Source organism: Enterococcus sp. AAFC-DPL-6103 (genome assembly GCF_058216595.1).
Genome location: NZ_CM177102.1, coordinates 1,680,676 through 1,702,808, shown reverse-complemented (window position 1 = coordinate 1,702,808; position 22,133 = coordinate 1,680,676). Strand labels below are relative to the sequence as shown.

General features: G+C 36.5%; 26 protein-coding genes. 23 read left to right on the top strand and 3 right to left on the bottom strand.

The genetic code is table 11. The features are described 5' to 3' along the window. Positions 1–12: 12 nt before the first annotated feature. The 10 genes from AC4BC3_RS08180 (at position 13) to AC4BC3_RS08135 (ending at position 6,324) form a co-directional block, all read left to right on the top strand. A complete protein-coding gene (locus AC4BC3_RS08180; protein ID WP_206909111.1) occupies positions 13–1,590 on the top strand; it encodes a peptide chain release factor 3 in 1,578 nt (525 codons plus the stop codon). 254 nt (positions 1,591–1,844) lie between these two features. Then, on the top strand, positions 1,845–2,171 hold the full coding sequence (locus tag AC4BC3_RS08175) for a hypothetical protein (protein WP_490466237.1): 327 nt from the start codon (positions 1,845–1,847) through the stop codon (positions 2,169–2,171). A 252-nt stretch (positions 2,172–2,423) separates the two neighbouring features. Next, entirely contained in the window at positions 2,424–2,978 is a 555-nt protein-coding gene (locus tag AC4BC3_RS08170) for a TetR/AcrR family transcriptional regulator (protein WP_490466236.1), read from the top strand. A gap of 44 nt (positions 2,979–3,022) precedes the next feature. After that, complete coding sequence (locus tag AC4BC3_RS08165; protein WP_490466235.1) at positions 3,023–3,433, top strand: hypothetical protein; 411 nt, start codon at positions 3,023–3,025, stop codon at positions 3,431–3,433. A gap of 9 nt (positions 3,434–3,442) precedes the next feature. After that, complete coding sequence (locus tag AC4BC3_RS08160) at positions 3,443–3,862, top strand: DUF2871 domain-containing protein (protein ID WP_206909119.1); 420 nt, start codon at positions 3,443–3,445, stop codon at positions 3,860–3,862. 18 nt (positions 3,863–3,880) lie between these two features. Continuing rightward, complete coding sequence (locus tag AC4BC3_RS08155) at positions 3,881–4,258, top strand: HsmA family protein (RefSeq protein ID WP_206909121.1); 378 nt, start codon at positions 3,881–3,883, stop codon at positions 4,256–4,258. A 173-nt stretch (positions 4,259–4,431) separates the two neighbouring features. Beyond that, positions 4,432–4,974 (top strand): ClbS/DfsB family four-helix bundle protein, encoded by a 543-nt coding sequence (locus AC4BC3_RS08150; protein WP_490466234.1) that lies wholly within the window; start codon positions 4,432–4,434, stop codon positions 4,972–4,974. A 311-nt stretch (positions 4,975–5,285) separates the two neighbouring features. Next, complete coding sequence (locus AC4BC3_RS08145) at positions 5,286–5,537, top strand: helix-turn-helix domain-containing protein (RefSeq protein ID WP_490467307.1); 252 nt, start codon at positions 5,286–5,288, stop codon at positions 5,535–5,537. 26 nt (positions 5,538–5,563) lie between these two features. Then, positions 5,564–5,764 (top strand): hypothetical protein, encoded by a 201-nt coding sequence (locus tag AC4BC3_RS08140; RefSeq protein WP_490466233.1) that lies wholly within the window; start codon positions 5,564–5,566, stop codon positions 5,762–5,764. 305 nt (positions 5,765–6,069) lie between these two features. Then, positions 6,070–6,324, top strand: a complete 255-nt coding sequence (locus AC4BC3_RS08135; RefSeq protein WP_242589911.1) for a flagellar motor switch protein — start codon at positions 6,070–6,072, stop codon at positions 6,322–6,324. 142 nt (positions 6,325–6,466) lie between these two features. On the opposite strand, the gene AC4BC3_RS08130 is transcribed toward AC4BC3_RS08135, so the two are convergent. Both AC4BC3_RS08130 and AC4BC3_RS08125 read right to left on the bottom strand, forming a co-directional pair. Then, a complete protein-coding gene (locus AC4BC3_RS08130) occupies positions 6,467–6,790 on the bottom strand; it encodes a DUF1827 family protein (protein ID WP_206909125.1) in 324 nt (107 codons plus the stop codon). A 213-nt stretch (positions 6,791–7,003) separates the two neighbouring features. Further along, positions 7,004–9,241 (bottom strand): ATP-dependent Clp protease ATP-binding subunit, encoded by a 2,238-nt coding sequence (locus tag AC4BC3_RS08125; protein ID WP_206909303.1) that lies wholly within the window; start codon positions 9,239–9,241, stop codon positions 7,004–7,006. Positions 9,242–9,819: 578 nt separating this feature from the next. Between AC4BC3_RS08125 and AC4BC3_RS08120 the strand changes: the two genes are divergently transcribed. The 6 genes from AC4BC3_RS08120 to AC4BC3_RS08095 all read left to right on the top strand — a co-directional run bounded on the left by AC4BC3_RS08120 (position 9,820) and on the right by AC4BC3_RS08095 (position 15,569). Next, on the top strand, positions 9,820–10,086 hold the full coding sequence (locus AC4BC3_RS08120) for a phosphocarrier protein HPr (RefSeq protein ID WP_002287602.1): 267 nt from the start codon (positions 9,820–9,822) through the stop codon (positions 10,084–10,086). Then, the gene (gene ptsP, locus AC4BC3_RS08115; RefSeq protein WP_490466232.1) at positions 10,086–11,813 is read left to right on the top strand and encodes a phosphoenolpyruvate--protein phosphotransferase; all 1,728 of its coding nucleotides are present in this window, start codon (positions 10,086–10,088) and stop codon (positions 11,811–11,813) included. Before AC4BC3_RS08120 ends, ptsP begins: the two co-directional genes overlap by 1 nt. Before the next feature lie 186 nt (positions 11,814–11,999). Further along, on the top strand, positions 12,000–13,049 hold the full coding sequence (locus AC4BC3_RS08110) for an LTA glycolipid anchor biosynthesis glycosyltransferase, IagA/BgsA family (RefSeq protein ID WP_490466231.1): 1,050 nt from the start codon (positions 12,000–12,002) through the stop codon (positions 13,047–13,049). A 17-nt stretch (positions 13,050–13,066) separates the two neighbouring features. Next, positions 13,067–14,290, top strand: coding sequence for a glycosyltransferase family 4 protein (locus AC4BC3_RS08105; RefSeq protein ID WP_206909132.1), 1,224 nt, complete (start codon positions 13,067–13,069; stop codon positions 14,288–14,290). A 75-nt stretch (positions 14,291–14,365) separates the two neighbouring features. Further along, a complete protein-coding gene (locus tag AC4BC3_RS08100) occupies positions 14,366–15,253 on the top strand; it encodes an NAD(P)-dependent oxidoreductase (RefSeq protein ID WP_490466230.1) in 888 nt (295 codons plus the stop codon). A gap of 85 nt (positions 15,254–15,338) precedes the next feature. Next, positions 15,339–15,569, top strand: coding sequence for a YkuJ family protein (locus AC4BC3_RS08095; RefSeq protein ID WP_206899131.1), 231 nt, complete (start codon positions 15,339–15,341; stop codon positions 15,567–15,569). Positions 15,570–15,669: 100 nt separating this feature from the next. Here the strand turns inward: AC4BC3_RS08095 and AC4BC3_RS08090 are convergent, their stop codons facing one another. Then, positions 15,670–16,605: a GIY-YIG nuclease family protein gene (locus AC4BC3_RS08090; RefSeq protein WP_490466229.1), complete on the bottom strand. Its 936-nt coding sequence runs from the start codon at positions 16,603–16,605 to the stop codon at positions 15,670–15,672. A 304-nt stretch (positions 16,606–16,909) separates the two neighbouring features. Here AC4BC3_RS08090 and fabT point away from each other — a divergent pair, with 304 nt between their 5' ends. The 7 genes from fabT to accB all read left to right on the top strand — a co-directional run bounded on the left by fabT (position 16,910) and on the right by accB (position 22,120). Further along, on the top strand, positions 16,910–17,350 hold the full coding sequence (gene fabT / locus AC4BC3_RS08085) for a fatty acid biosynthesis transcriptional regulator FabT (RefSeq protein ID WP_067480856.1): 441 nt from the start codon (positions 16,910–16,912) through the stop codon (positions 17,348–17,350). Between the two features lie 9 nt (positions 17,351–17,359). After that, complete coding sequence (locus tag AC4BC3_RS08080; protein ID WP_490466228.1) at positions 17,360–18,322, top strand: beta-ketoacyl-ACP synthase III; 963 nt, start codon at positions 17,360–17,362, stop codon at positions 18,320–18,322. A gap of 60 nt (positions 18,323–18,382) precedes the next feature. Then, positions 18,383–18,607, top strand: a complete 225-nt coding sequence (locus tag AC4BC3_RS08075; RefSeq protein ID WP_002287614.1) for an acyl carrier protein — start codon at positions 18,383–18,385, stop codon at positions 18,605–18,607. Positions 18,608–18,711: 104 nt separating this feature from the next. After that, positions 18,712–19,638 (top strand): ACP S-malonyltransferase, encoded by a 927-nt coding sequence (gene fabD, locus AC4BC3_RS08070; protein WP_490466227.1) that lies wholly within the window; start codon positions 18,712–18,714, stop codon positions 19,636–19,638. 2 nt (positions 19,639–19,640) lie between these two features. Further along, a complete protein-coding gene (fabG, locus tag AC4BC3_RS08065; RefSeq protein WP_206909142.1) occupies positions 19,641–20,378 on the top strand; it encodes a 3-oxoacyl-[acyl-carrier-protein] reductase in 738 nt (245 codons plus the stop codon). An 18-nt stretch (positions 20,379–20,396) separates the two neighbouring features. Beyond that, complete coding sequence (fabF, locus tag AC4BC3_RS08060; protein ID WP_490466226.1) at positions 20,397–21,632, top strand: beta-ketoacyl-ACP synthase II; 1,236 nt, start codon at positions 20,397–20,399, stop codon at positions 21,630–21,632. 2 nt (positions 21,633–21,634) lie between these two features. Further along, positions 21,635–22,120, top strand: a complete 486-nt coding sequence (accB, locus tag AC4BC3_RS08055) for an acetyl-CoA carboxylase biotin carboxyl carrier protein (RefSeq protein WP_490466225.1) — start codon at positions 21,635–21,637, stop codon at positions 22,118–22,120. The last annotated feature ends 13 nt before the right edge of the window (positions 22,121–22,133 follow it).

Sequence of the window (22,133 nt, the reverse complement as noted above, 5' to 3'; positions counted from 1 at the left end):
CGGAGTTAATCTATGAACAAGGAATTAAAACAACAAGTTGATAATCGCCGAACATTTGCGATTATTTCCCATCCGGATGCGGGGAAAACGACGATCACTGAACAATTACTTTTGTTTGGTGGTGCAATTCGCCAAGCCGGTACGGTCAAAGGGAAAAAAACAGGGAACTTTGCTAAATCTGACTGGATGGAAATCGAAAAGCAACGTGGGATCTCAGTTACCAGTTCAGTGATGCAGCTGGATTACAAAGGAAAACGTGTCAATATTTTGGATACACCGGGACACGAAGACTTCTCTGAAGATACTTATCGAACATTGATGGCTGTCGATAGTGCAGTGATGGTAATCGATAGTGCAAAGGGGATCGAAGCACAAACAAAAAAATTATTTAAAGTTGTCAAAAAACGTGGTATTCCGATTTTTACTTTTATCAATAAACTCGATCGTGATGGTCGCGAACCACTTGAACTACTTGAGGAACTAGAAGAATTATTAGATATCGAGTCTTACCCAATGAACTGGCCAATTGGGATGGGAAAAGGATTGGAAGGCTTGTATGATATCTACCATAATCGTGTAGAATTTTACCGTCCTGAAAACTATAACGATGAGCGTTTAGTTGAACTAGATGAAGACGGCTTATTGCCAGACAATCATCCATTGACTCAAAATTCAATCTATTCACAAGTATTAGAAGAAGTCGAGTTAGTTAAAGAAGCTGGCGATGCTTTCAATGCGGAAAAAATTGCACGTGGTGATCAAACACCTGTCTTCTTTGGTTCAGCGTTAACGAACTTCGGTGTGCAGACATTTTTGGAAACATTTGTAGACTTAGCACCCTCACCCCATGGACACAAAACTCGGGATGAACAAGTCATTAGTCCCTATGAAGAAGAATTTTCAGGGTTTGTCTTTAAGATTCAAGCAAATATGAATCCTGCACATCGTGATAGAATTGCTTTTGTGCGAATTTGTTCAGGAACATTTGAACGTGGGATGGATGTTTTTTTAGAACGTACAAGTAAAAAACTAAAATTAAGTAATGTTACCCAGTTTATGGCAGATGCACGGGAAAACGTCGAAAATGCAGTAGCAGGTGATATCATTGGGGTTTACGACACCGGAAATTACCAAATTGGAGATACTTTGTATGAAGGAAAATTGAAAGTTGCTTATGAAGAACTACCTTCATTTACACCAGAATTGTTTATGAAAGTCACAGCGAAAAATGTGATGAAACAAAAATCTTTCCACAAAGGAATCCAACAATTGGTTCAAGAAGGTGCGATCCAGTTATACAAAACTTATTTGACTGAAGAATATATTATTGGAGCTGTAGGACAACTTCAATTTGAGGTTTTCCAATACCGGATGATGAATGAATACAATTCAGAAGTTATCATGACACCTATGGGGAACAAAATTGCTCGTTGGATCAATCCAGAAGATTTGGATGAAAAGATGAGTTCCAGTCGAAATATTTTAGCACGTGATCGTTTTGATCAACCGTTATTCTTGTTCGAAAATCAATTTGCGATGCGTTGGTTCAGTGATAAATATCCAGATGTTGAACTGAAAAGTTTACTATAAAAATTGCTGATAAATCAGCTTTAAATAATAGAAATGCTACACCAATAAAAAGTCCTTCTTCATCATGTTTTGATGAAGAAGGACTTTTTTGTTTGAACTAACCGAAACATTCCCGTGCTATAATGAAATAAATAATCAAAGTATAAAAGAACTGCGTTTTGATTGGGATTGGATACACAGAATAAAAATGTGTGAGGTGTTCAAATATGATTCGGAAAATAGATCATTTTTTTTAGAAATCGCCAATTTATAGAATGATCGTAGTTGTTACGATAGTCGCAGCAGGTGAAGCTTTGTTCAACCTGATTAATCATCGCTTTTTATTTCGTAACATGCGAACAACATACACATTTTTATTGCTCTATGCAGGGATGTCGCTTGTTTCAAAACTCCGTTTGCCAAACTGGCTACTGTTTATCTTGGTCTATTTGATTTTCTTTAGTATTTTTAGTATTGAAATGTTTTTCGATCATAGTTATGTTGACTATACTTCTTTCATGGTCATTGGTGGAATCACTCTGTTGATAGCAACGATCGTAACGATTGGTGCAGTAGAAATCAAAAGTCGGGGACACCGCTAATATAAGTGATTGAAAAAGCCTTAACTTAATGGATCAAAAGAAATATTTAACTAAAAGTTGTTATAAAAAAGTCCAATTATGATGGGCTTTTTTTGTGTAATTGAAATGGTCACAAGCAATCTTTTTTTTAGAATATAAAATGAGCAAATGAAAAACAACTTTCGCTTATGATTCAACTTTTTGTAGTTGACGTCTAAAAGAAATTCTAGTATCATCAATGTGAACGTTGTTCATGTTGAAGGAGGAAGAGTAATGAATAATGCTGTTAGCTCAAAAGAAGCACTGATCAGCTACTGCAAAAAAATTGTGAAAGAGCAAGGAATTCAGGCGGTCAATATCCGTTCTTTAGCAAAAAAAAGCGGCATCTCTGTTGGCGCTGTTTATAATTATTTCCCTTCAAAAAGTCATTTACTGTCTGCAACAATTGGAAGTATTTGGGCGGAAATCTTTCATTTGTCTGAAACATCTTTCGACTTTGATAACTTTCTTGACTGTTTAGCAGCTTTGTTAAAAAGTATCGAAGAAGGAAAAAAAACGTATCCCAATTTTTTTACGGCACATGCGTTAGTTATGCCCGTGGAAGATCAAGCAATGGGTTCAGAATTGATGGAAACTTATTGGAACCATATCAAGCAAGGCATGCTCCAGGCATTACAAAAAGATTCACAGGTTCGAGGCAATGTGTTCAATCATCACTTATCGATGGAAGAATATGTTGATTATATATTTGAGCTATTTCTTTATACGATGATTAGCGAAAAACAACACGAAAATTTATTACAACTCATTCGCAACTCAATTTATTAGTAAAAAATTTAAAGCAAAATGAACGTTGTTCACAAGGAGTACTTATGGTAAAAAAAACACAATTATTATTAATTGCAAGTTTAGTTTGGCTATTTGCAGGTTTTAATGTCGCAAAGATTGGAATAGATGCTTATCAAAGTTATGTTGAAATAGTGAATATAAGTGTATCCACTTGTGTTTTTTTGATCTTTTGGTTCATGGTATTTGGACCTTTGGTAAAAAAACATACCCAAAGAATCAGCGAACTGAACGAAGAAAAGCAGTTCTTTTTAAATTTTTTTGATGCCAAATCATTTAGTATCATGGCAATCATGATTCTTGGAGGCCTTGGTATCCGAAAGTTTCAGCTATTACCTGAGCAATTTATTGCTATTTTTTATAGTGGTCTGGGATCTGCATTGTTTTTGGCAGGTATCGTTTTTGGGTATAACTACTTTAATACAAATAGAAAGTGAGCAGAAAATATGAAAAAAGTGATGAATACAGCAATTGTTTATTTTGTTCTAGCAATGAGTAGCGGTGTTTTTTATCGAGAAATTACCAAGTTGAATGATTTTACGGGGCAAACTGTTTTGGCAGTTGTCCATACTCATTTATTTGCTTTGGGAACAGGACTCTTTTTATTGATGGCAGTTTTTTTAAAACTGACACATATGGAAGAAAACAAACTGTACAAAAAGTTCTATCTATTGTATAACATTTCTTTTCCTTTGATGATTGTAATGATGGTTGTTAGAGGGATGCTCCAAGTTCAGCAACGAGTGATTTCTACGAGTATGGATGCAATGATTTCTGGAGTTGCAGGCTTATCGCATATTGGAGTCGCAGTGGCATTGTTGATGGTGTTATTAGCAATAAAAAAAGAAATACTTAATGAAATGTAGGAAGAAGGAGAAATGTAGATGTCAACTTTATTAATTGCCGCAATTAGTTGTATGGTTTTAGCCTTAACATTTTATACGATTGGAGTATTTGCCGAAAGAAAAACAGGTATATTGTTGAACTGGCACGCATTGATTTTCTGGTTTGGTTTTGTTTTTGATACTGCTGGAACAACGATTATGAGTAAAATTTTTGGTCGTGGTTTTACTTTTAACTTACATAGCGTAACAGGATTAATTGCATTATTATTAATGGCTTTCCATGCAATTTGGGCAACAATTATTTTGATCAAAAAAGACGACAAAGCCAAGCAGACATTTCATCGATTTAGTTTATTTGTCTGGATTGCATGGTTAGTTCCCTTTGTTTTAGGTATTTTTATTGGGATGAATCAATAAGGAGTTTTGTCAAAAAAGTGTAAGAAATAAAAAACAGTATTAGAGGAGGAGATAAAAAAATCTCCTTCTCTTTTTCTATTCTTTAAAGGTTGAATTCATTAGTTAACAAGCGACAAATAGCGCACTTTTTTGTTATGATTTTATCAAGAATAGACTTCAAGGAGTGATTAAGAATGGCGAGGCCGAAAAAGAAGACAGATCTGATGTTCCTTGCGGAGGAACAATTTGTTGCATTGATGGAGTTGGTAAATACGTTGACCGAAGAGGAACAGAAGGCACCATTTACTTTTGACGAAGCATTTTTGTCCAAGAAAAAAGAAAAACATTGGCGTCGAGATAAAAATATCCGAGACGTTTTTATTCATTTATATGAATGGCATCAATTACTCGTAAATTGGGTGAAAAAAAATCAAGCTGGTCAAGAAGTTTCATTTCTACCATCACCGTATAACTGGCGAACGTATGGCGAAATGAATGAGGCATTTGTTGAAAAGCACCAAACCACTTCTCTGGAGCAAGCAAAAGATTTGTTGAAGCAGAGTCATCATGAAGTGATGACGGTAATCAATTCTTTTACAAATGAAGAATTATTTGTAAAAAATCAGTTAAGCTGGACAGGAAATTCGACATTAGGTAGTTATTGCATCTCTTCGACTTCTAGTCACTATGAGTGGGCAATAAAAAAAATCAAGCAACATATCAAAAATAAGCAATAAATTTGATATTTAAATGTATTAAACTACTTCATTCATGAAAAATCGACTAAAAATGTCTAGCTAAAATCAAGTATAGTCACTGACAAAAGAGTAACCTGTTAATGAAGTTAGGAGGAAAAGATGTTTCAAAACTTAAACAAACTAATTGATTATATCGAAGAAAACTTAATAGGCGAACTTTTGTTGACTGAAATTGCTCAACAGATGAGGTTTCTGACTCTCATTTAAAACGAACTTTTTCATTTGTTGTTGGCATGACTTTAGCGGAATACATCAAAAATCGAAGACTGGCATGAGCAAATCAAGACTTAATTTCAGGGGGGAGAGTTACTGAAGTTGCATTTTGTTATGGGTATCAGACAGTTGAAGGTTTTTCAAGAGCTTTTCGAAAGTGGAGTGGTTATTTGCCTTCAGAGATTAGAAAAATAGAAATCCAAAAATCTTTTCCTAAACTTTCATTTTATATTGAAGTAAGAGGAGGAATTTCGATGGAATTCAAAATTGAAAAGAAAGTAGCATTTCAACTGGTAGGTGTGTCTAAGCGTGTATCCATCCAGTTTTGAGGGAGAAAAACCAAAGAATTGTTGAATTGGCACAATCAATCACCAAAAAACAGCGGGAAGAGATGGACCAATTAGGTGACCTATATTCTCACCAAGTAGTAAATGCTTCTTATCATTTTGATGAGGGAAGATTAGCAGAAACAAGAAGGTTGGCCCCTATGATTGGCTGGACAAATGATCAAGAGAATTTGGCTAGTGAAATCTGGCTAGTAGTTACCAAAAAATAAGCAATGATTAATAAGTGTGAGATTGATACCAAGGACATTAAAATTTTGTTACACAAGGTTGGGATGAATTTAAATTCCAACCTTTTTATTTTGGTTTAATCGAATAAACCGACGAGATAGAATCAATTACTATAAAATAAATTGGAACTCACACAATCACAATAGTAAAAAATATTTCTTGATTTTTTACTAGGAATAAGAGTATTGATTTTTTTATACGATTTCTCAAAAAAAAATTTAAAAAGAAAAAAATTTTTTCTTTTTTGCGTATATAAACTTAAAAAAGGAAAGTGAGGTGGAAAATAATGGAGACAGAGTGGCAAAAACGAGAACGAAAATTGAAGAAAAAAACGGAGATGTTAAGACTGTGCCGACTATTGGATATTGAAAATTGGGATCAAAATCAGGCAATCAGTAGCGAAATCAAAAAAATAGTTAGCGGAGTAACTCGAAAGCCAGAAGTTAACAATCAAAAGGATATGAAAAGTCAAAAAGAACAAAGCTTCAAAGAAACAAAAAAATCAAGAGATAAGCCGAATGTTGTAAAAGAAAATCAGTGAGAAAAGAATCGACTAGCTACCATTATATGTATACATGAATGGTAATATAGAAAAACATGATTATCTCAAATTAAGAAAAACAGAAAAAATAAGCCTGATCAACAAGAATTGATGAACAATTCAAGTAGATCAGGCTTATTTTTTAATTATATGCTAATTCTTGTCCCAATGGTTGTTTTGGAATAGAAATCTCAACCATACCTTCAAGTTCGATAACTGTGATGTCTTCTTTGCGATAGTCTGCGTCATGGAGTTTATTCAAGAAGTATTTTTGTACTTCTTGAATTTCATTTTGGCGGATATTTCGCTTATGATTCACTAGCAAAATTTCATTGTGTCCAGGTGCTTCAGTATAGACAACTGTGGTATTTCCCATGCTATAAACTTTGACCATATGTGCGTCGGTATTTTCTAATTGATTTAATACAAGGCGTGAATGGCTATTCGTCACGTTTACTAATTTCATGGCGCTCACCTCTCTTCTTTACGCATAAGTACATAAGTAACAGAATTATTTACCTAATTATAATTTTTTTCTCATAAAATGAAAAGTAATTTGCATTGTTATTTGAAAATAAATGAAGAAGAAAAGCCGAACTTTCTAAGAAATTTGTAAAACAAATGGAAGAAAGCTCGACTTCTTTTTCGAGTGAATACTGCAAAAATTTTTAGTTGCTGACTATTCGGCAGTTTCAGAGTTTGATTCTTTTGCCAAACGTTCAGGTTTCGATGTAATAACGATTCGGTTTTCTTTATCTAGTTTGGCTTTCAAGTCATGAATGGTTGGATGATCTAGATAAAATTCCGCGATTCCGTCTTCAATTTGTTCTTGGATTGTGCGACGAAGTGGACGTGCGCCCATGGATGGATCATATCCTAGATCAACTAATTTTTCTTTGACATTTTCTGGTACTTCAATATGAAGTTGTTGTACTGCTAACATATCATTCACATCGTTCAGCATTAAAGTAACGATTGACATCAAATCTTCTTTTGATAAAGCACTGAATTCAATGATACCGTCAAAACGGTTCAAGAATTCTGGTGTGAAATAATTGTTTAATTGATTCAAGACAGAACGAGTAACGCCTTCTCTCGCCGCACCAAAACCAACATTTGCTTCCACTTTACCTGTGCCAGCATTACTTGTCATAATGATGATCGTATCTTTGAAGCTGACTGTCCGACCTTGTGCATCTGTCAAACGACCATCATCCAAAATTTGCAAGAACATGTGTAAGACATCTGGATGTGCCTTTTCAACTTCATCAAGCAAGATTAGGCTATATGGATTGCGGCGGACTTTTTCAGTTAGTTGACCTGCTTCTTCATAACCAATATAGCCAGGAGGGGAACCAATCAATTTTGATACGCTGTGTTTTTCCATGTATTCAGACATGTCGAAACGAATCATTGAATCCTCAGAACCAAATAACTCGAAAGCTAACTGTTTAGCAAGTTCTGTTTTTCCAACACCAGTAGGTCCAACAAATAAGAATGAACCAATTGGGCGGTCTTTTTTACTTAAGCCGACACGGTTACGTCGAATGGCTTTTGCAACGCGTTCAACCGCATTGTCTTGACCGATAACGTGTGCTTTCAAATCCGTTGCAAGATTTTTAAGCTGTGTTTGTTCTTTTTCTTTTAATTCGCCAACGGGAATGCCTGTGCGTTGTTCAACGATTTTTTCCATATCTTTTTCTGTGATGACTGGTGTTTCTTCATCAGTGATTTGTTTTTCTTTCATTTTTTGCAGTTTATTGATTTGATCACGGTAATAAGCTGCTTTTTCAAAGTCCTCTTCATTAGAAGCCTGTGTTTTTTGTTTTTCAGCTTCTTGTAATTTTTTATCAATCGTTTTTGGATCAACGATTTGAATAGTTAAGTTTTTCTTTGAACCAGTTTCATCTAATAAATCAATTGCTTTATCAGGTAGAAAGCGATCTTGCACGTAACGATTAGATAAAACAGCAGCAGCTTTGATTGCTTCATCAGTATATTTTACATGATGATAGTCTTCATAACGTTTTTGTAAACCTTTTAAAATACTGATTGTTTCATCAACAGTTGGTTCATCGACGCGGACAGGTTGCATCCGACGTTCGAGTGCAGCATCTTTTTCAATAATTCGATATTCATTCAAAGTCGTAGCACCCACCATTTGAAGCTCGCCACGAGCCAAAGCAGGTTTTAAAATATTTCCAGCATCCATGTTTCCATCGCCAGCAGCACCTGCACCGACGATCTCATGAACTTCATCAATAAATAAGATGACATTTTCTGCTTGTGTGATCTCTTCAATCAATTTTTGCATGCGTTCTTCAAATTGACCGCGAATGCCAGTTCCTTGAACTAAAGAAACGACATCCAGACGAATGACTTCTTTGTCCATCAGTTTTTGAGGAACATCACCATCAACGATTTTTTGCGCTAATCCCTCAACAACTGCTGTTTTACCAACACCGGGTTCACCAATTAAAACAGGATTATTTTTTGTTCGGCGGTTGAGGATCTCAACCACGCGTTTAATTTCTTCATCACGACCGATGACTGGATCGATGTCACCTTGGCGAGCTTGCTCGGTAATATTAATGCCATACTCTCCAAGTAAACCTTCAGGATTTCCTTGTGGGGGTTGTCCACCGTTGAAATTATTTCCGCCACCGAATTGAGTAGGTGGTGTTTGTTCATAACTATTTCCTTGTTGTTGCATTTGATTAGACATTGAACGGAATAGATCGTCAAGACTACCAAATCCAAATGGATCGTTTTGGGCCATGTTTGTCAGACCTCCATTTTTTTGATTTTTGATTTTTTGATAACAGCTCTGGCAATAATCTAATTGCGCACGATGTCCGTTAACTGTTGCGTATAAATGAATCGTTGCTTCATTTTTGCCACAATTTTGACAAAGCATGTGTTGTTCACGTCCTTTCACAAAATGGGTTGCATCTTTATTTTACAACGCATATTTCAAGAGGTAAAAAGAAAACACTTATCTTTTTTCCAATTATTAGTTAGTTGAGAAGGTAAAGAAAGTCTATTGACCATTTTTGACCTTTGAATTTATTATACTAAAAAAAAGAAGAGAATCAACTATTTTTACTCGAATCAATTCTGTATTTAAATTAGCGTAATAAAGGCATGTCTAGTAGAAAGGATGTTTGAAGCTACATAACAAGTTTTGTTCTTTTTATTAAGAAGGTAGGGAGTAAAAAATTTGTGTGATTTGTCAAAAAAAAGAAGATAAAATACTTGGTAATTGTTGGAAACGCAATCAATGGACGAATGCGAAAGAGTAAATCCAATAACGAAAAGAAAAGAAGTTTAAATAAAATACTTTTCGCTGAATTTGAATGAAAACTGTTGTATCTGTCGACAAAAAATGGTAATCTTTACAAATGAAAGGGTAAAGCTTTATTAGAAATCTTCTGGATTGCTAAAAAAGAAAACCCTCACATAAAAACAACACTCACTTAAAGGAGACCGATCAATATGGAAAAGAAAGAATTTCACGTAGTAGCAGAAACTGGGATCCACGCACGTCCAGCTACATTATTAGTACAAACAGCAAGCAAATTTAACTCTGATGTAAACTTAGAGTATAAAGGTAAATCAGTAAACTTGAAATCTATCATGGGCGTTATGTCTTTAGGTGTAGGTCAAGGTTCTGACGTTACAATTACAGCTGAAGGTGCTGACGAAGCAGACGCTATGGCAGCTATCGTAGAAACAATGAAGAAAGAAGGCTTATCTGAATAATGGTTGAAATGCTAAAAGGGATTGCCGCTAGTGACGGTGTAGCCGTTGCAAAAGCTTACCTGCTAGTTCAACCGGATTTATCATTCAGTAAGACAACAGTAGAAGATACAGATGCTGAAGAAACTCGTTTAGATGCTGCATTATCAAAATCTACTGAAGAATTGCAACAAATTCGTGAAAAAGCAGCGCAAAGCTTAGGTGAAGCAGAAGCGCAAGTATTTGATGCTCATTTGATGGTTCTATCAGACCCAGAAATGATTGGTCAAATCAAGCAAAATATTAAAGATAACAGTGTGAATGCTGAATCAGCTCTTAAAGAAGTAACTGATATGTATATTGGCATGTTTGAAGCTATGGATGACAACGCTTATATGCAAGAACGTGCTGCTGATATTCGTGACGTTGCAAAACGTATTTTAGCGCATCTATTAGGTGTGAACTTGCCAAATCCTTCAATGATCAATGAAGAAGTTGTCGTTGTTGCCCATGATTTGACACCAAGTGACACAGCTCAATTAGATCGTACATTCGTTAAAGCTTTTGTGACTGATATTGGTGGACGTACTTCTCACTCTGCGATTATGGCTCGTTCTTTAGAAATTCCAGCAATCGTTGGAACAAAAGAAATCACTGCTAAAGTAAAAGAAGGCCAAATGTTGGCTGTTAATGGTATCGAAGGTGACGTTATCATCGAACCAACAGACGAACAAAAGGCTGAATTTACTAAAGCAGGCGAATCTTATGCTGCACAAAAAGCAGAATGGGAAAAATTAAAAAATGCTGAAACAGTTACAGCTGATGGCAAGCATTTTGAATTGGCTGCAAATATCGGAACGCCAAAAGATTTAGTTGGTGTTCATAACAACGGCGGAGAAGCTGTTGGTCTTTATCGTACAGAATTCTTATACATGGATTCTCCAGACTTCCCTACAGAAGATGACCAATATGAAGCTTATAAAGCTGTCTTAGAAGGTATGGAAGGTAAACCTGTTGTTGTTCGTACAATGGACATCGGTGGGGACAAAGAACTGCCTTACTTACAATTACCACACGAAATGAACCCATTCTTAGGGTATCGTGCACTACGTATCAGCTTGTCTGAACAAGGTGACGATATGTTCCGCACACAAATGCGTGCATTATTACGCGCCTCTGTTCATGGTAACTTGCGTATCATGTTCCCAATGGTAGCTACTTTGAAAGAATTCCGTGCAGCAAAAGGAATCTTTGAAGATGAAAAACAAAAATTAATCAATGAAGGCGTGGAAGTATCTGATACGATCCAAGTCGGAATTATGATTGAAATTCCTGCCGCAGCTGTTATTGCTGACAAGTTTGCTAAGGAAGTTGACTTCTTCTCAGTAGGTACAAATGACTTGATCCAATACACTATGGCTGCTGACCGCATGAACGAACGTGTTTCATATCTATATCAACCTTACAATCCATCAATCTTACGTTTAATTAAAAACGTAATTGACGCAGCACATGCTGAAGGCAAATGGGCTGGAATGTGTGGAGAAATGGCTGGAGATCAAACAGCCGTGCCTCTATTAGTTGGTATGGGCTTAGATGAGTTCTCAATGAGTGCAACATCTATCCTCAAAACACGTAGCTTGATGAAACGTTTAGATACAACGAAAATGGCTGAACTTGCTGATCGCGCGTTGAAAGACTGCGATACAATGGAAGAAGTCGTTGAGCTTGTAAATGAATACGTAAAATAAGTTTGATTGTTAAGTGTTAGAAATTTTGCTAATTTAGTGAGATTTCTAACACTTTTTTGTTTTCTCAAAATCGAATTAGTTTTTTCAATTGAATCGCTTACTTTTAAAGTTGTTGAAAAATAGGGCTTAAGTTTGAGTGACAGTTTCATGGCTATGTTATACTATAGAGGAGAAGGGGGACGTAAGGTGAAAGTATTATTATATTTTGAAAGTGAAAAAATACTTGCAAAATCTGGGATTGGACGTGCGCTTGATCATCAAAAGCGTGCTTTGTCAGATGTAGGGATTCCCTATACCTTAGATACCAATGACGACTATGACATTTTGCACATTAATACTTATGGTATCAATAGTCATAATATGGTTAACAAAGCACGAAGAGATGGCAAAAAGGTTGTTTATCATGCACATTCGACAGAAGAAGACTTTCGCAATTCGTTTATTGGGTCTAACCAATTATCTCCTGTCGTCAAAAAATATCTAGTGAGTTTGTACCAAAAGGCAGACTATTTGATTACGCCTACGCCATATTCTAAAAGGTTATTGGAAAGCTACGGAATTGAAGTTCCCATTCGTGCGATTTCCAATGGGATTGATTTAGATAAATATCAACCGGATCTTACGAAAGAACAAAAATTTAGAGAATATTTCGATTTATCTCCAAATCAAAAAGTAGTGATTTGTGTTGGCTTATTTTTTGAACGAAAGGGAATCATTGACTTCGTTGAAATTGCGAGAGAAATACCTGAGTACACATTTATTTGGTTTGGTCATGTACCGATGTACTCGATCCCTAAAAATATTCGAAAAATCGTCAAAGAAGATCATCCAAAAAATGTTATATTTCCTGGTTATATTCGTGGAGATGTCATTGAAGGTGCTTATTCTGGTGCAGATTTGTTTTTCTTTCCTTCCTATGAAGAAACGGAAGGAATCGTTGTTTTAGAGGCGTTAGCAAGTCAACAAAATGTTTTAGTTAGAGATATTCCAGTTTATGAAGGCTGGTTACAAGATGGTAAAAACTGTTATATGGGACGAACGAATCAAGAATTTATTGAGAAAATCAGACAAATAACTGAAAAAGAGATTCCAAGTTTAGTGCAAGCTGGCTATAAAACAGCTGAGGAGCGAAGCATCGAGCGAATTGGCCAAGAACTTCAAAAAGTTTATGAAACGGTGTTGGAGGAACAAGGAACACCTTTAGAGGTTAAAAAAAGTAAATCAATGAAAAGGTAGTTTGGAGGCAAAAAAACATGAAAGTTGGCTTTTTTACCGATACCTATTTTCCGCAAGTTAGCGGAGTTTCTACGTCAATCAAGACATTAAAAGATGAGCTTGAAAAAAATGGTCATGAAGTCTATATTTTCACTACAACAGATCCGAATGCGGATAAATTAGAAAAAGATGTTATTAGAATGCCCAGTGTTCCGTTTGTTTCTTTCAAAGATCGGCGAATCGTTGTGAGAGGCATGTGGTATGCTTATTTAGTTGCCAAGGAGTTGGAACTAGATTTGATCCATACGCATACTGAATTTGGAGCGGGAATTTTGGGGAAAATGGTAGCAAAAAGATTGAAAATTCCAGTTATTCATACATACCATACAATGTATGAAGATTATCTTCATTATATTGCAAATGGTAAAGTGATCAGACAGTCACACGTCAAATATTTTTCGCGTATTTTTGCTAACCATACGACAGGCGTTGTTTGTCCAAGCGAACGAGTGATCGATACATTGCGTGGGTATGGTGTAGTTGCACCTTTACGAGTGATTCCAACAGGGATTGATATCGAAAAATTTAAGCGAGCAGATATTACCGCTCAGGAGGTCAGCGCATTACGATCGTCATTAGGATTAACTGATGACCAATTGATGGTGCTTTCGCTTAGTCGACTCTCTTATGAGAAAAACATTCAAGCAATTATTCAAGGCTTTCCAGAAGTCATTGCGTCTTATCCAAATGCGCGCTTAGTGATTGTGGGAAAAGGTCCTTATATGGAAGAATTACAGGATTTAATAGAAGAATTAGATTTACAAGAAGTCGTTCAGTTTACCGGTGAAGTCGATAACAATGCAGTGGCTCTTTATTATAAAGCAGCAGATTATTTTGTCAGTGCGTCCACCTCGGAAACACAAGGACTCACGTATACAGAAGCTATGGCTGCTGGTACACCGTGTGTGGTCGAAGGTAACGCTTATTTGAACCGCCTGTTCGATCACGCATCACTAGGGAAGACCTTTGAAACAGACGAAGATTTTGCACAAGCACTTATTCAATATATAATAGATGATATTCCTGGTGATGAAGCGGTTTTAGCTGCAAAACTTTATGAAATTTCATCTACGCATTTTGGTGAAGCCATGATTGAATTTTACCAAGACATGATTATTTATCATGAAGAAGAAATGCGTCGAAAAGAAGAAGAAGCTTCCATCGAGCGAATCAAAATTAAATTAAATTCATTTAAACGATAAATAAAGCAATTTATTCTTAACAAACCTTGATTCTAGCGTATACTAGAGTCAAGGTTTTTTTTAGGAGGTTAGAACATGAAACTCGGATTTATTGGAACAGGTGTGATGGGTAGTTCTATTGTTGAACACTTATTACGAGCGGGATATGAAGTGGTCGTTTATAATCGAACGAAAGCAAAAGCAGATCCTTTAGTGGCTAAGGGAGCTGTTTGGGCAGATACACCACAGTTAGTGGCTGAACAAGGTCAAATGATTTTTACAATGGTTGGTTATCCAACGGATGTTGAGGAAATTTATTACGGACAAAATGGCATTTTTTCAGCAAATGTTTCAGAAAAAATTGTGGTTGATTTAACAACTAGTACACCAACTTTGGCAGAGAAAATTGCTCAGACAGCTTCTGAAAAGGGAGCAGCTGCATTAGATGCTCCCGTCTCAGGTGGCGATTTGGGGGCAAAAAATGCTACGTTAACAATTATGGTTGGTGGACGAGAAGATATTTATGAAAAAGTTTTGCCGATTTTTAGAGAGTTTGGCTCAACTTTCACGTTACATGGTGATGCAGGAAAAGGTCAGCATACAAAAATGGCTAACCAAATCATGATTGCTGGTACAATGACAGGTATGACCGAAATGTTAGCTTACGCAGAGAAAAATCAACTTGATTTGAAAAAAGTGATTGAAACGCTTTCTGGTGGTAGTGCAGCAAACTGGTCTTTGAGCAATTATGCACCACGTATTTTACGTGAAGACTATTCTCCTGGATTTTTTGTTAAACATTTTATCAAAGATTTAAAAATTGCTTTAGATGAAGCAGAAAATCAATCACTTGAATTACCTGCTACTAAACAAGCACTCATTTTGTACGAACAGTTGGCTGGTAAAGGGTTTGAAAACGATGGGACACAAGCGTTGATTAAACTTTGGTGGCCGAATGGAAATGTCCCAGAAAAAAAATCGTAAAAAACTTGTTTTTTTCGCGAAAATCAATGCAAGACAGCCATGACTTTGTTACAATATAACAGAAATAAGAAAAGGAGGACCTCCTATGACACATTCACAATTAGTCGCAATTATTAAACGACTGGAGGCTATGGTCGAATCAGCAGACAACGAGTTGCAAGTTCGTCGCTTTGAAAAAGAAGGCGTTGAAAAATGTACAGTAACTTATGATAAAGCAACTGCTACATTTGAATTAACTGAAACAGATACACATCAACAATACGAGTTTGATAATATTGATATCGTTGCGATGGAAATCTACGACTTAATCCAATAGTTTTGCTAATTTAGCGTAAGCTTGTACACAACATAAAAAGACCGGGATGATTATTCGTCTCGGTCTTTTTATGTTGTGCTTTTGAGTGGCTGCTAGATACTCATTGATTATTTATTTTCGGCTGTTCTTTGCTAATCTTACGCTGGTAGCTGAGCAAAATTTGAACAGGATCAACTTCCGCCTTTGTCAATTGTTGTTTTTTTGCTAAAGTATCACTTCCAGCGGTGAAACGAAAATCTGGCAGGATGTCACTAGCCATTTTAGACGTCGTTATTAATTGACCGTAGGAAATCAAATAATATTTTGTTAGCTGTGGATTTGCCGCAACGGGTAAAGCCAAAGTAAGACGAGATGTCTGCAAAAATGTTTTTTGGTTTCTGATTTGTCGGATGAAGGAAGTCATTAGTTCAATCTCATTTTGAATATTACTTGCACGTTCGAAATTGAGAAGTTCAATAAAATGTTCTTGTCGTTGTTTAAGATAAGACAAAATTTTTTTATTTTTACCTTGTAGAAGTCCTTGGATTTCTCTTTTCTTTTGTTGAAAGGATAGTTGACTGATTGTTGGTAGCTGTGTTCGCAAAGCGAGCAAACTAATTTCTTTCAGCCAAGGCATTTGGTAAGTTTCTTCTAAAATACGTAAGATAGTAGGTATTTTTTTATAGGAACGAAAAGGACCAAAACTTTGAGAAGTGGGATCATCCGACAAAACAAAACCAGTGTCAGTTAATTGCAGATAATTATAATTAGTAAAATAGTTCATTTGTCGATTATAGATGGGATGATAGTGTTGAATTAGTTCGCATTCTAAGAGTAACGCATCTAGTTCAGTATCTACGACGACAAAATCAAAATCGACAATGGTATGTATCATTCTTAGTACCTTATTTGAATGTTGCTTGTTTTGTTGAAAGTAACTACTTACACGTTTTTTTAACTGTTTAGCTTTACCTACATAAATCACTGAACCGTGTTTATCTTTCATTAAATAAACGCCAGGAAGAAGAGGTAGATTTTTGACTTTTTCTTTAAGCATAATTACTCCTTTTGTCTTTCAATCAAAAAAACTATAACAAATTTGAAAAAAACAAACAAGAAAACTTCTTTTTTGGAAAATGAACAGAAGAAAAAGCTTTGATAATCAAAATATTTTTTTGAAATGTTTTTTTAATCTATCGTTGTTGAATATCTATTTTATCAATATTTGTAAATGAGTTTTTCCTTAAAATAAACTGAGAATCAAAAAAAATCACTGAATACGGTTGATTTTTGAAAAAAGTTAAGATATAGTTTGAACATCAAAAGATTTGATAATCAAACTAATTAGTGGATGGTGGAACATGGAACCAGATTTGAAAACAGTTAATGATTATCTCGTAAGTGTGTTCAATGATATCTTGACGATCGAAGAGTCTGAGTTGAAAAAATCACAATTCAACGATCTATCGATTACTGAGATGCATACAATCGAGGCAATCGGTATGTATAAGAAAAAAACAACTTCAGAAGTAGCAAAGGAGTTATCGATCACTGTTGGAACCTTGACCACTGCCATCAACAAATTAGTGAAAAAAGGGTATGTTGAGCGTATTCGCAGTGAAGATGATCGGCGTGTGGTAAAACTAGGCTTAACGAAAAAGGGTAAGCTATTATATCGCGTGCACCAACATTTTCATCGAGAGATGGTCAAAAATATTCTGGACGGAATGGGTGACCAAGAACAGCATGCTTTGTTAAATGCACTGAAAAACTTGCATGATTTCTTGCGAGAGTATAAGTGAGGAACGCTAATGGAACAATTTGGAACAATTACGGTAACTGCAAGTGCACTTCCTGAAAGAATCGTGACAAACGATGAACTTTCACAAATGATGGAGACATCAGACGAATGGATCAGTTCACGAACTGGGATTAGAGAAAGACGTTGTGTAACAAATCAAACAACATCAGATCTTTGTTTCCTAGTTGCGCAAAAATTACTAGAAAAGCAAAAAACGCAGCCAGAAGAATTAGATTTCATCGTAGTTGCTACGATTTCTCCCGATTATGCAATGCCTTCAGTGGCTGCACAAGTCCAAGGACGATTGGGAGCAACCAAAGCAATTGCTTTTGATTTGAGTGCTGCTTGTACTGGTTTTGTGTATGCGCTAAGTATTGCTGAAAAAATGATTCGCTGTGGCTCAAAAAAAGGGCTTGTGATTGGTGGAGAAACGTTGTCTAAGTTACTTGACTGGACAGACCGCTCGACAGCTGTATTATTCGGTGATGGAGCAGGTGGTGTGTTATTAGAAGCTGGCGCCACACAAAAATTATTAGTGGAGCATCTAGCAACAGATGGCACAAGAGGTTCTTCATTAACAGCAGGATATCATAAAAATCAAAGTCCATTTTATTCTGAAAAGTCAGAAGGTTCTTACTACTTACAGATGGTTGGACGTGATATTTTTGACTTTGCAGTTCGTGATGTCGCGAAGAATCTAAAAGAAATAACGCAAGAAAATTCAGTTGATTATCTACTTTTGCATCAAGCAAATCAACGAATCATTGAGAAAATCGCTCGGAAAGTCAAAATTCCACAAGAGCAGTTTCTAGCAAATATGGACAAGTATGGTAATACTTCTGCTGCAAGTATTCCTATTTTATTAGATGAGGCAGTTTCCGCTGGGACGCTTCAATTAGGCAGTAATCAGAAAGTGGTATTTACAGGTTATGGCGGAGGTTTAACATGGGGAAGTATCCTCATGGAGCTATAAACTGATAAATGATAAAAATAAAACTATAAAATTGTAAACAATATCGGAGGAATATATCGTATGGTATTCGAAAAAATTCAAGAAATTATTGCAGAAGAATTAGGGAAAGAAACAGAAGAAATTAAATTAACGACAGATATTCAAGAAGATTTAGAAGCTGATAGCTTGGACTTATTCCAAATCATCAACGAAATTGAAGATGAATTTGATGTGAAAATTGAAACAGAAGATGGCATTAAAACTGTACAAGATTTAGTTACTTACGTTGAAAAACAAACTGCATAATCATGTAATAAGGTTGGGGGCTGGGACATTTCCGATATGAAATGTCTTGGCCTTTTTGAATAAATGGATACTTAATCGTCTATCCTAAATTATTGGAGAATATAATGAAGACAGCATTTTTATTTAGTGGGCAAGGCGCTCAATATCAAGGCATGGGTCAAGATTTATATCATGAACCTGTAGTAAAGCAAACATTTGATGAAGCAAGTCAAATTCTTGGTTATGACATGGCAGATTTGTGTTTTACTGAGAATCAGCAGCTAAATCAAACAACTTACACACAGCCGGCGATTTTAACGGTAAGTGTTGCCTATCATCGTTTATTACAAGAACAAGGAATCACTCCAGATGCGGCATTAGGGCTTAGCTTAGGAGAGTATTCCGCATTGGTTGCGAGTGAAGCGCTATCGTTTGAGGAAGCCGTGGCATTAGTGGCTAAACGCGGTGCTTATATGACGGAGGCGGCGCCAACCGGCAGCGGTAAAATGGTCGCTGTGATGAATACACCGATTGAAGTAATTGAAGATTGTTGCCAAGAAGCAAGTCAGTATGGGATTGTTTCACCTGCAAATTATAATACACCACAACAAATCGTTATTGGTGGAGAAGTAGTGGCTGTTGATGCAGCGATGGATTTGTTACAAGAACAAGGCGCTAAACGAATGATTCCGTTAAATGTTAGTGGACCCTTTCATACAGGCATTCTAGCGCCAGCAGCGCAAAAACTAGCGAAGGAATTAAAAACGATCTCGGTTAACGAACCAAAGATCCCAGTGATTAGTAATACCACCACTGAGATCATGACAAAAGAGACAATTCCAAACTTGTTAGAGCGTCAAGTGATGTCTCCTGTTCGCTTTTATGAAAGTATTGAAAAATTAAAATCATTGGGAATTGACCAAATGATTGAAGTCGGACCAGGGAAAGTCTTGAGTGGTTTTATGAAAAAAATCGATAAAACGATTCCTGTTTACCGTGTTGAGAATCAACAAACATTTGAAGAAACTTATCAACGATTATCAGGGAGGTAATTATGAACGTTAGAGGAAAAAACGTTTTTGTCACAGGAAGTACAAGAGGTATCGGGGAAGCAATCGCAATTGCGTTTGCTAAAGCGGGTGCCAATGTTGTCTTAAATGGTCGCAGCGCGATTTCTTCAGAAAAATTGGCTGAAATTTCAGCTTTAGGTGTTACCTGTATTGGGGTATCTGGTGATATCTCTGATTTTACTAAAGCAGGTGAGATGATCAAGGAAGCACAAGAGAAGCTGGGTTCTGTTGACATTTTGGTCAATAACGCCGGAATCACGAATGACAAATTATTACTTCGTATGGACGCTGAAGATTTCAAAAAATGTTTGGATATCAATTTGACTGGTACATTCAACATGACCCAACATGTTTTAAAACAAATGATGAAGAAACGTGAAGGTGCAATCATCAATTTGGCAAGTGTTTCTGGTTTAATCGGAAATGTCGGACAAGCAAACTATGCAGCTAGTAAAGCTGGAGTTGTTGGCTTAACAAAATCAGTTGCAAGAGAAGTAGCGACGCGTGGAATCACATGCAACGCCATTGCGCCGGGCTTTATTGCAACGGACATGACGGATGTTCTATCAGAAAAGGTGAAAGAACAAGTCACAAAACAAATTCCACTGCAACGCTTTGGTCATGTGGAAGATATTGCCAAAGCTGCAGTTTTCTTAGCAGAAAATGCGTACATCACAGGTCAAGTGATCAATGTTGATGGCGGTTTGGTCATGCACGGATAATAGAAAGGAAGATGATTGATGAATCGAGTTGTAATTACAGGCTATGGTGTTACTTCGCCAATCGGAAACGATGCCGATAGCTTTTTAGATAGTTTAAAAAACGGAACGAATGGAATTGCACCAATTACAAAATTTGATGCAACTGAAACAGGAATTACTTTAGCTGGTGAAGTAAAAGATTTCCCTTATGATAAATACTTTATTAAAAAAGACAGCAAACGTATGGACATGTTTTCGATTTATGGAATCTATGCCGCTCTTGAAGCGATTGAAATGAGTGGATTAGAAAAAGAAAAAATCAATCAGGACCGTTTCGGCGTTATCGTTGGCTCTGGAATTGGTGGTTTACCAACAATTGAAAATCAAGTAATTCGTTTGCATGAAAAAGGTGCTAAGCGCGTATCCCCAATGTTTGTTCCTATGTCGATCGCTAACATGGCTGCTGGAAATATTGCCTTACGAGTAGGCGCTAAGGGAATTTGTACATCAATCGTTACAGCTTGTGCTAGTGGGACAAACTCAATTGGTGAAGCTTACCGTAACATCAAACATGGATACTCAGACGTTATCTTAGCTGGCGGAACAGAAGCGACAATCTGTGAAATGGGAATCGCAGGTTTTGCTGCGTTGACTGCTTTATCAACTGCTACGGATCCAACACGTGGTTCCATTCCATTTGATGAAGAGCGTAATGGTTTTGTTATGGGAGAAGGTGCTGGAATCTTAGTGATCGAGTCCTTGGAACATGCAAAAGCACGTGGTGCAAAAATCTATGGTGAAATCGTTGGTTACGGTTCAAATTGTGATGCCTATCATATGACAGCACCAACACCAGACGGATCAGGCGCTTCAAAAGCAATGAAATTGGCAATGGACGAAGCAGGAATCCAGCCAGAAGAAGTGGGCTATGTCAACGCCCATGGAACAAGTACACCCGCAAATGACCAAGCAGAAGCAAAAGCAATTCAGCTAGCACTTGGTGAAAACTTCCGAGAAACCTATGTTAGCAGCACGAAATCAATGACAGGTCATTTACTAGGCGCTGCAGGGGGAATCGAAGCATTAGCAACGTTGTTAGCGTTAGAGCACCAATTTATACCACCAACTATCAACGTAGTGAATCAAGATCCAGAGATTGATTTAACAGTCGTAAAAAATGATAGTAAACCTGCTGAAATTACTTATGCAATGAGTAACTCACTAGGTTTCGGTGGGCATAATGCGGTCCTTTGTATGAAACGCTGGGAGGAATAAGTTTGAATATCAGTGAAATTAAAGAATTAGTAACGCAATTTGATCAATCTTCTTTGACTGAATTTGATTTGCGCGAAGGTCAATTTGAACTTTATATGAATAAAAACAATACGAATCGTGGAGCAGCAACAGCGCCTCAAACAATGGAAGCACCTGCAGTCCAATCTGTATCAGCTAAACCAGAAATCAAACCAGATGAACCGTTCAAGGAACAGTCTGTCGTAGCGGACACGAAGCAAGAAATTGAAGGTATCGAAGTAAAATCACCCATTGTTGGTGTTGTATATTTACAACCTTCACCGGACAAACCAGCTTACAAAAAAGTTGGTGACCAAGTAGCAAAAGGTGAAATCATCTGTATTATTGAAGCAATGAAACTAATGAATGAGATTACCAGTGAATTTGACGGAGAAATTGTTGAAATTCTGGTTGAAAATGAAGAAGTTGTTGAATTTGGTCAACCACTCGTTAAAATTCAGCCAAAATAAGAAAGAGGTAGAA

Coding starts and splice junctions, on each gene's coding strand:
- fabT (WP_067480856.1), top strand. CDS start 16,910: ATGGAACCAGATTTGAAAACAGTTAATGATTATCTCGTAAGTGTGTTC.
- AC4BC3_RS08095 (WP_206899131.1), top strand. CDS start 15,339: ATGACACATTCACAATTAGTCGCAATTATTAAACGACTGGAGGCTATG.
- AC4BC3_RS08090 (WP_490466229.1), bottom strand. CDS start 16,605: ATGCTTAAAGAAAAAGTCAAAAATCTACCTCTTCTTCCTGGCGTTTAT.
- AC4BC3_RS08100 (WP_490466230.1), top strand. CDS start 14,366: ATGAAACTCGGATTTATTGGAACAGGTGTGATGGGTAGTTCTATTGTT.
- ptsP (WP_490466232.1), top strand. CDS start 10,086: ATGGTTGAAATGCTAAAAGGGATTGCCGCTAGTGACGGTGTAGCCGTT.
- AC4BC3_RS08180 (WP_206909111.1), top strand. CDS start 13: ATGAACAAGGAATTAAAACAACAAGTTGATAATCGCCGAACATTTGCG.
- fabD (WP_490466227.1), top strand. CDS start 18,712: ATGAAGACAGCATTTTTATTTAGTGGGCAAGGCGCTCAATATCAAGGC.
- AC4BC3_RS08165 (WP_490466235.1), top strand. CDS start 3,023: ATGGTAAAAAAAACACAATTATTATTAATTGCAAGTTTAGTTTGGCTA.
- AC4BC3_RS08120 (WP_002287602.1), top strand. CDS start 9,820: ATGGAAAAGAAAGAATTTCACGTAGTAGCAGAAACTGGGATCCACGCA.
- AC4BC3_RS08175 (WP_490466237.1), top strand. CDS start 1,845: ATGATCGTAGTTGTTACGATAGTCGCAGCAGGTGAAGCTTTGTTCAAC.
- AC4BC3_RS08160 (WP_206909119.1), top strand. CDS start 3,443: ATGAAAAAAGTGATGAATACAGCAATTGTTTATTTTGTTCTAGCAATG.
- AC4BC3_RS08105 (WP_206909132.1), top strand. CDS start 13,067: ATGAAAGTTGGCTTTTTTACCGATACCTATTTTCCGCAAGTTAGCGGA.
- AC4BC3_RS08075 (WP_002287614.1), top strand. CDS start 18,383: ATGGTATTCGAAAAAATTCAAGAAATTATTGCAGAAGAATTAGGGAAA.
- AC4BC3_RS08080 (WP_490466228.1), top strand. CDS start 17,360: ATGGAACAATTTGGAACAATTACGGTAACTGCAAGTGCACTTCCTGAA.
- AC4BC3_RS08130 (WP_206909125.1), bottom strand. CDS start 6,790: ATGAAATTAGTAAACGTGACGAATAGCCATTCACGCCTTGTATTAAAT.
- AC4BC3_RS08125 (WP_206909303.1), bottom strand. CDS start 9,241: ATGCTTTGTCAAAATTGTGGCAAAAATGAAGCAACGATTCATTTATAC.
- AC4BC3_RS08170 (WP_490466236.1), top strand. CDS start 2,424: ATGAATAATGCTGTTAGCTCAAAAGAAGCACTGATCAGCTACTGCAAA.
- AC4BC3_RS08150 (WP_490466234.1), top strand. CDS start 4,432: ATGGCGAGGCCGAAAAAGAAGACAGATCTGATGTTCCTTGCGGAGGAA.
- fabG (WP_206909142.1), top strand. CDS start 19,641: ATGAACGTTAGAGGAAAAAACGTTTTTGTCACAGGAAGTACAAGAGGT.
- AC4BC3_RS08135 (WP_242589911.1), top strand. CDS start 6,070: ATGGAGACAGAGTGGCAAAAACGAGAACGAAAATTGAAGAAAAAAACG.
- AC4BC3_RS08155 (WP_206909121.1), top strand. CDS start 3,881: ATGTCAACTTTATTAATTGCCGCAATTAGTTGTATGGTTTTAGCCTTA.
- fabF (WP_490466226.1), top strand. CDS start 20,397: ATGAATCGAGTTGTAATTACAGGCTATGGTGTTACTTCGCCAATCGGA.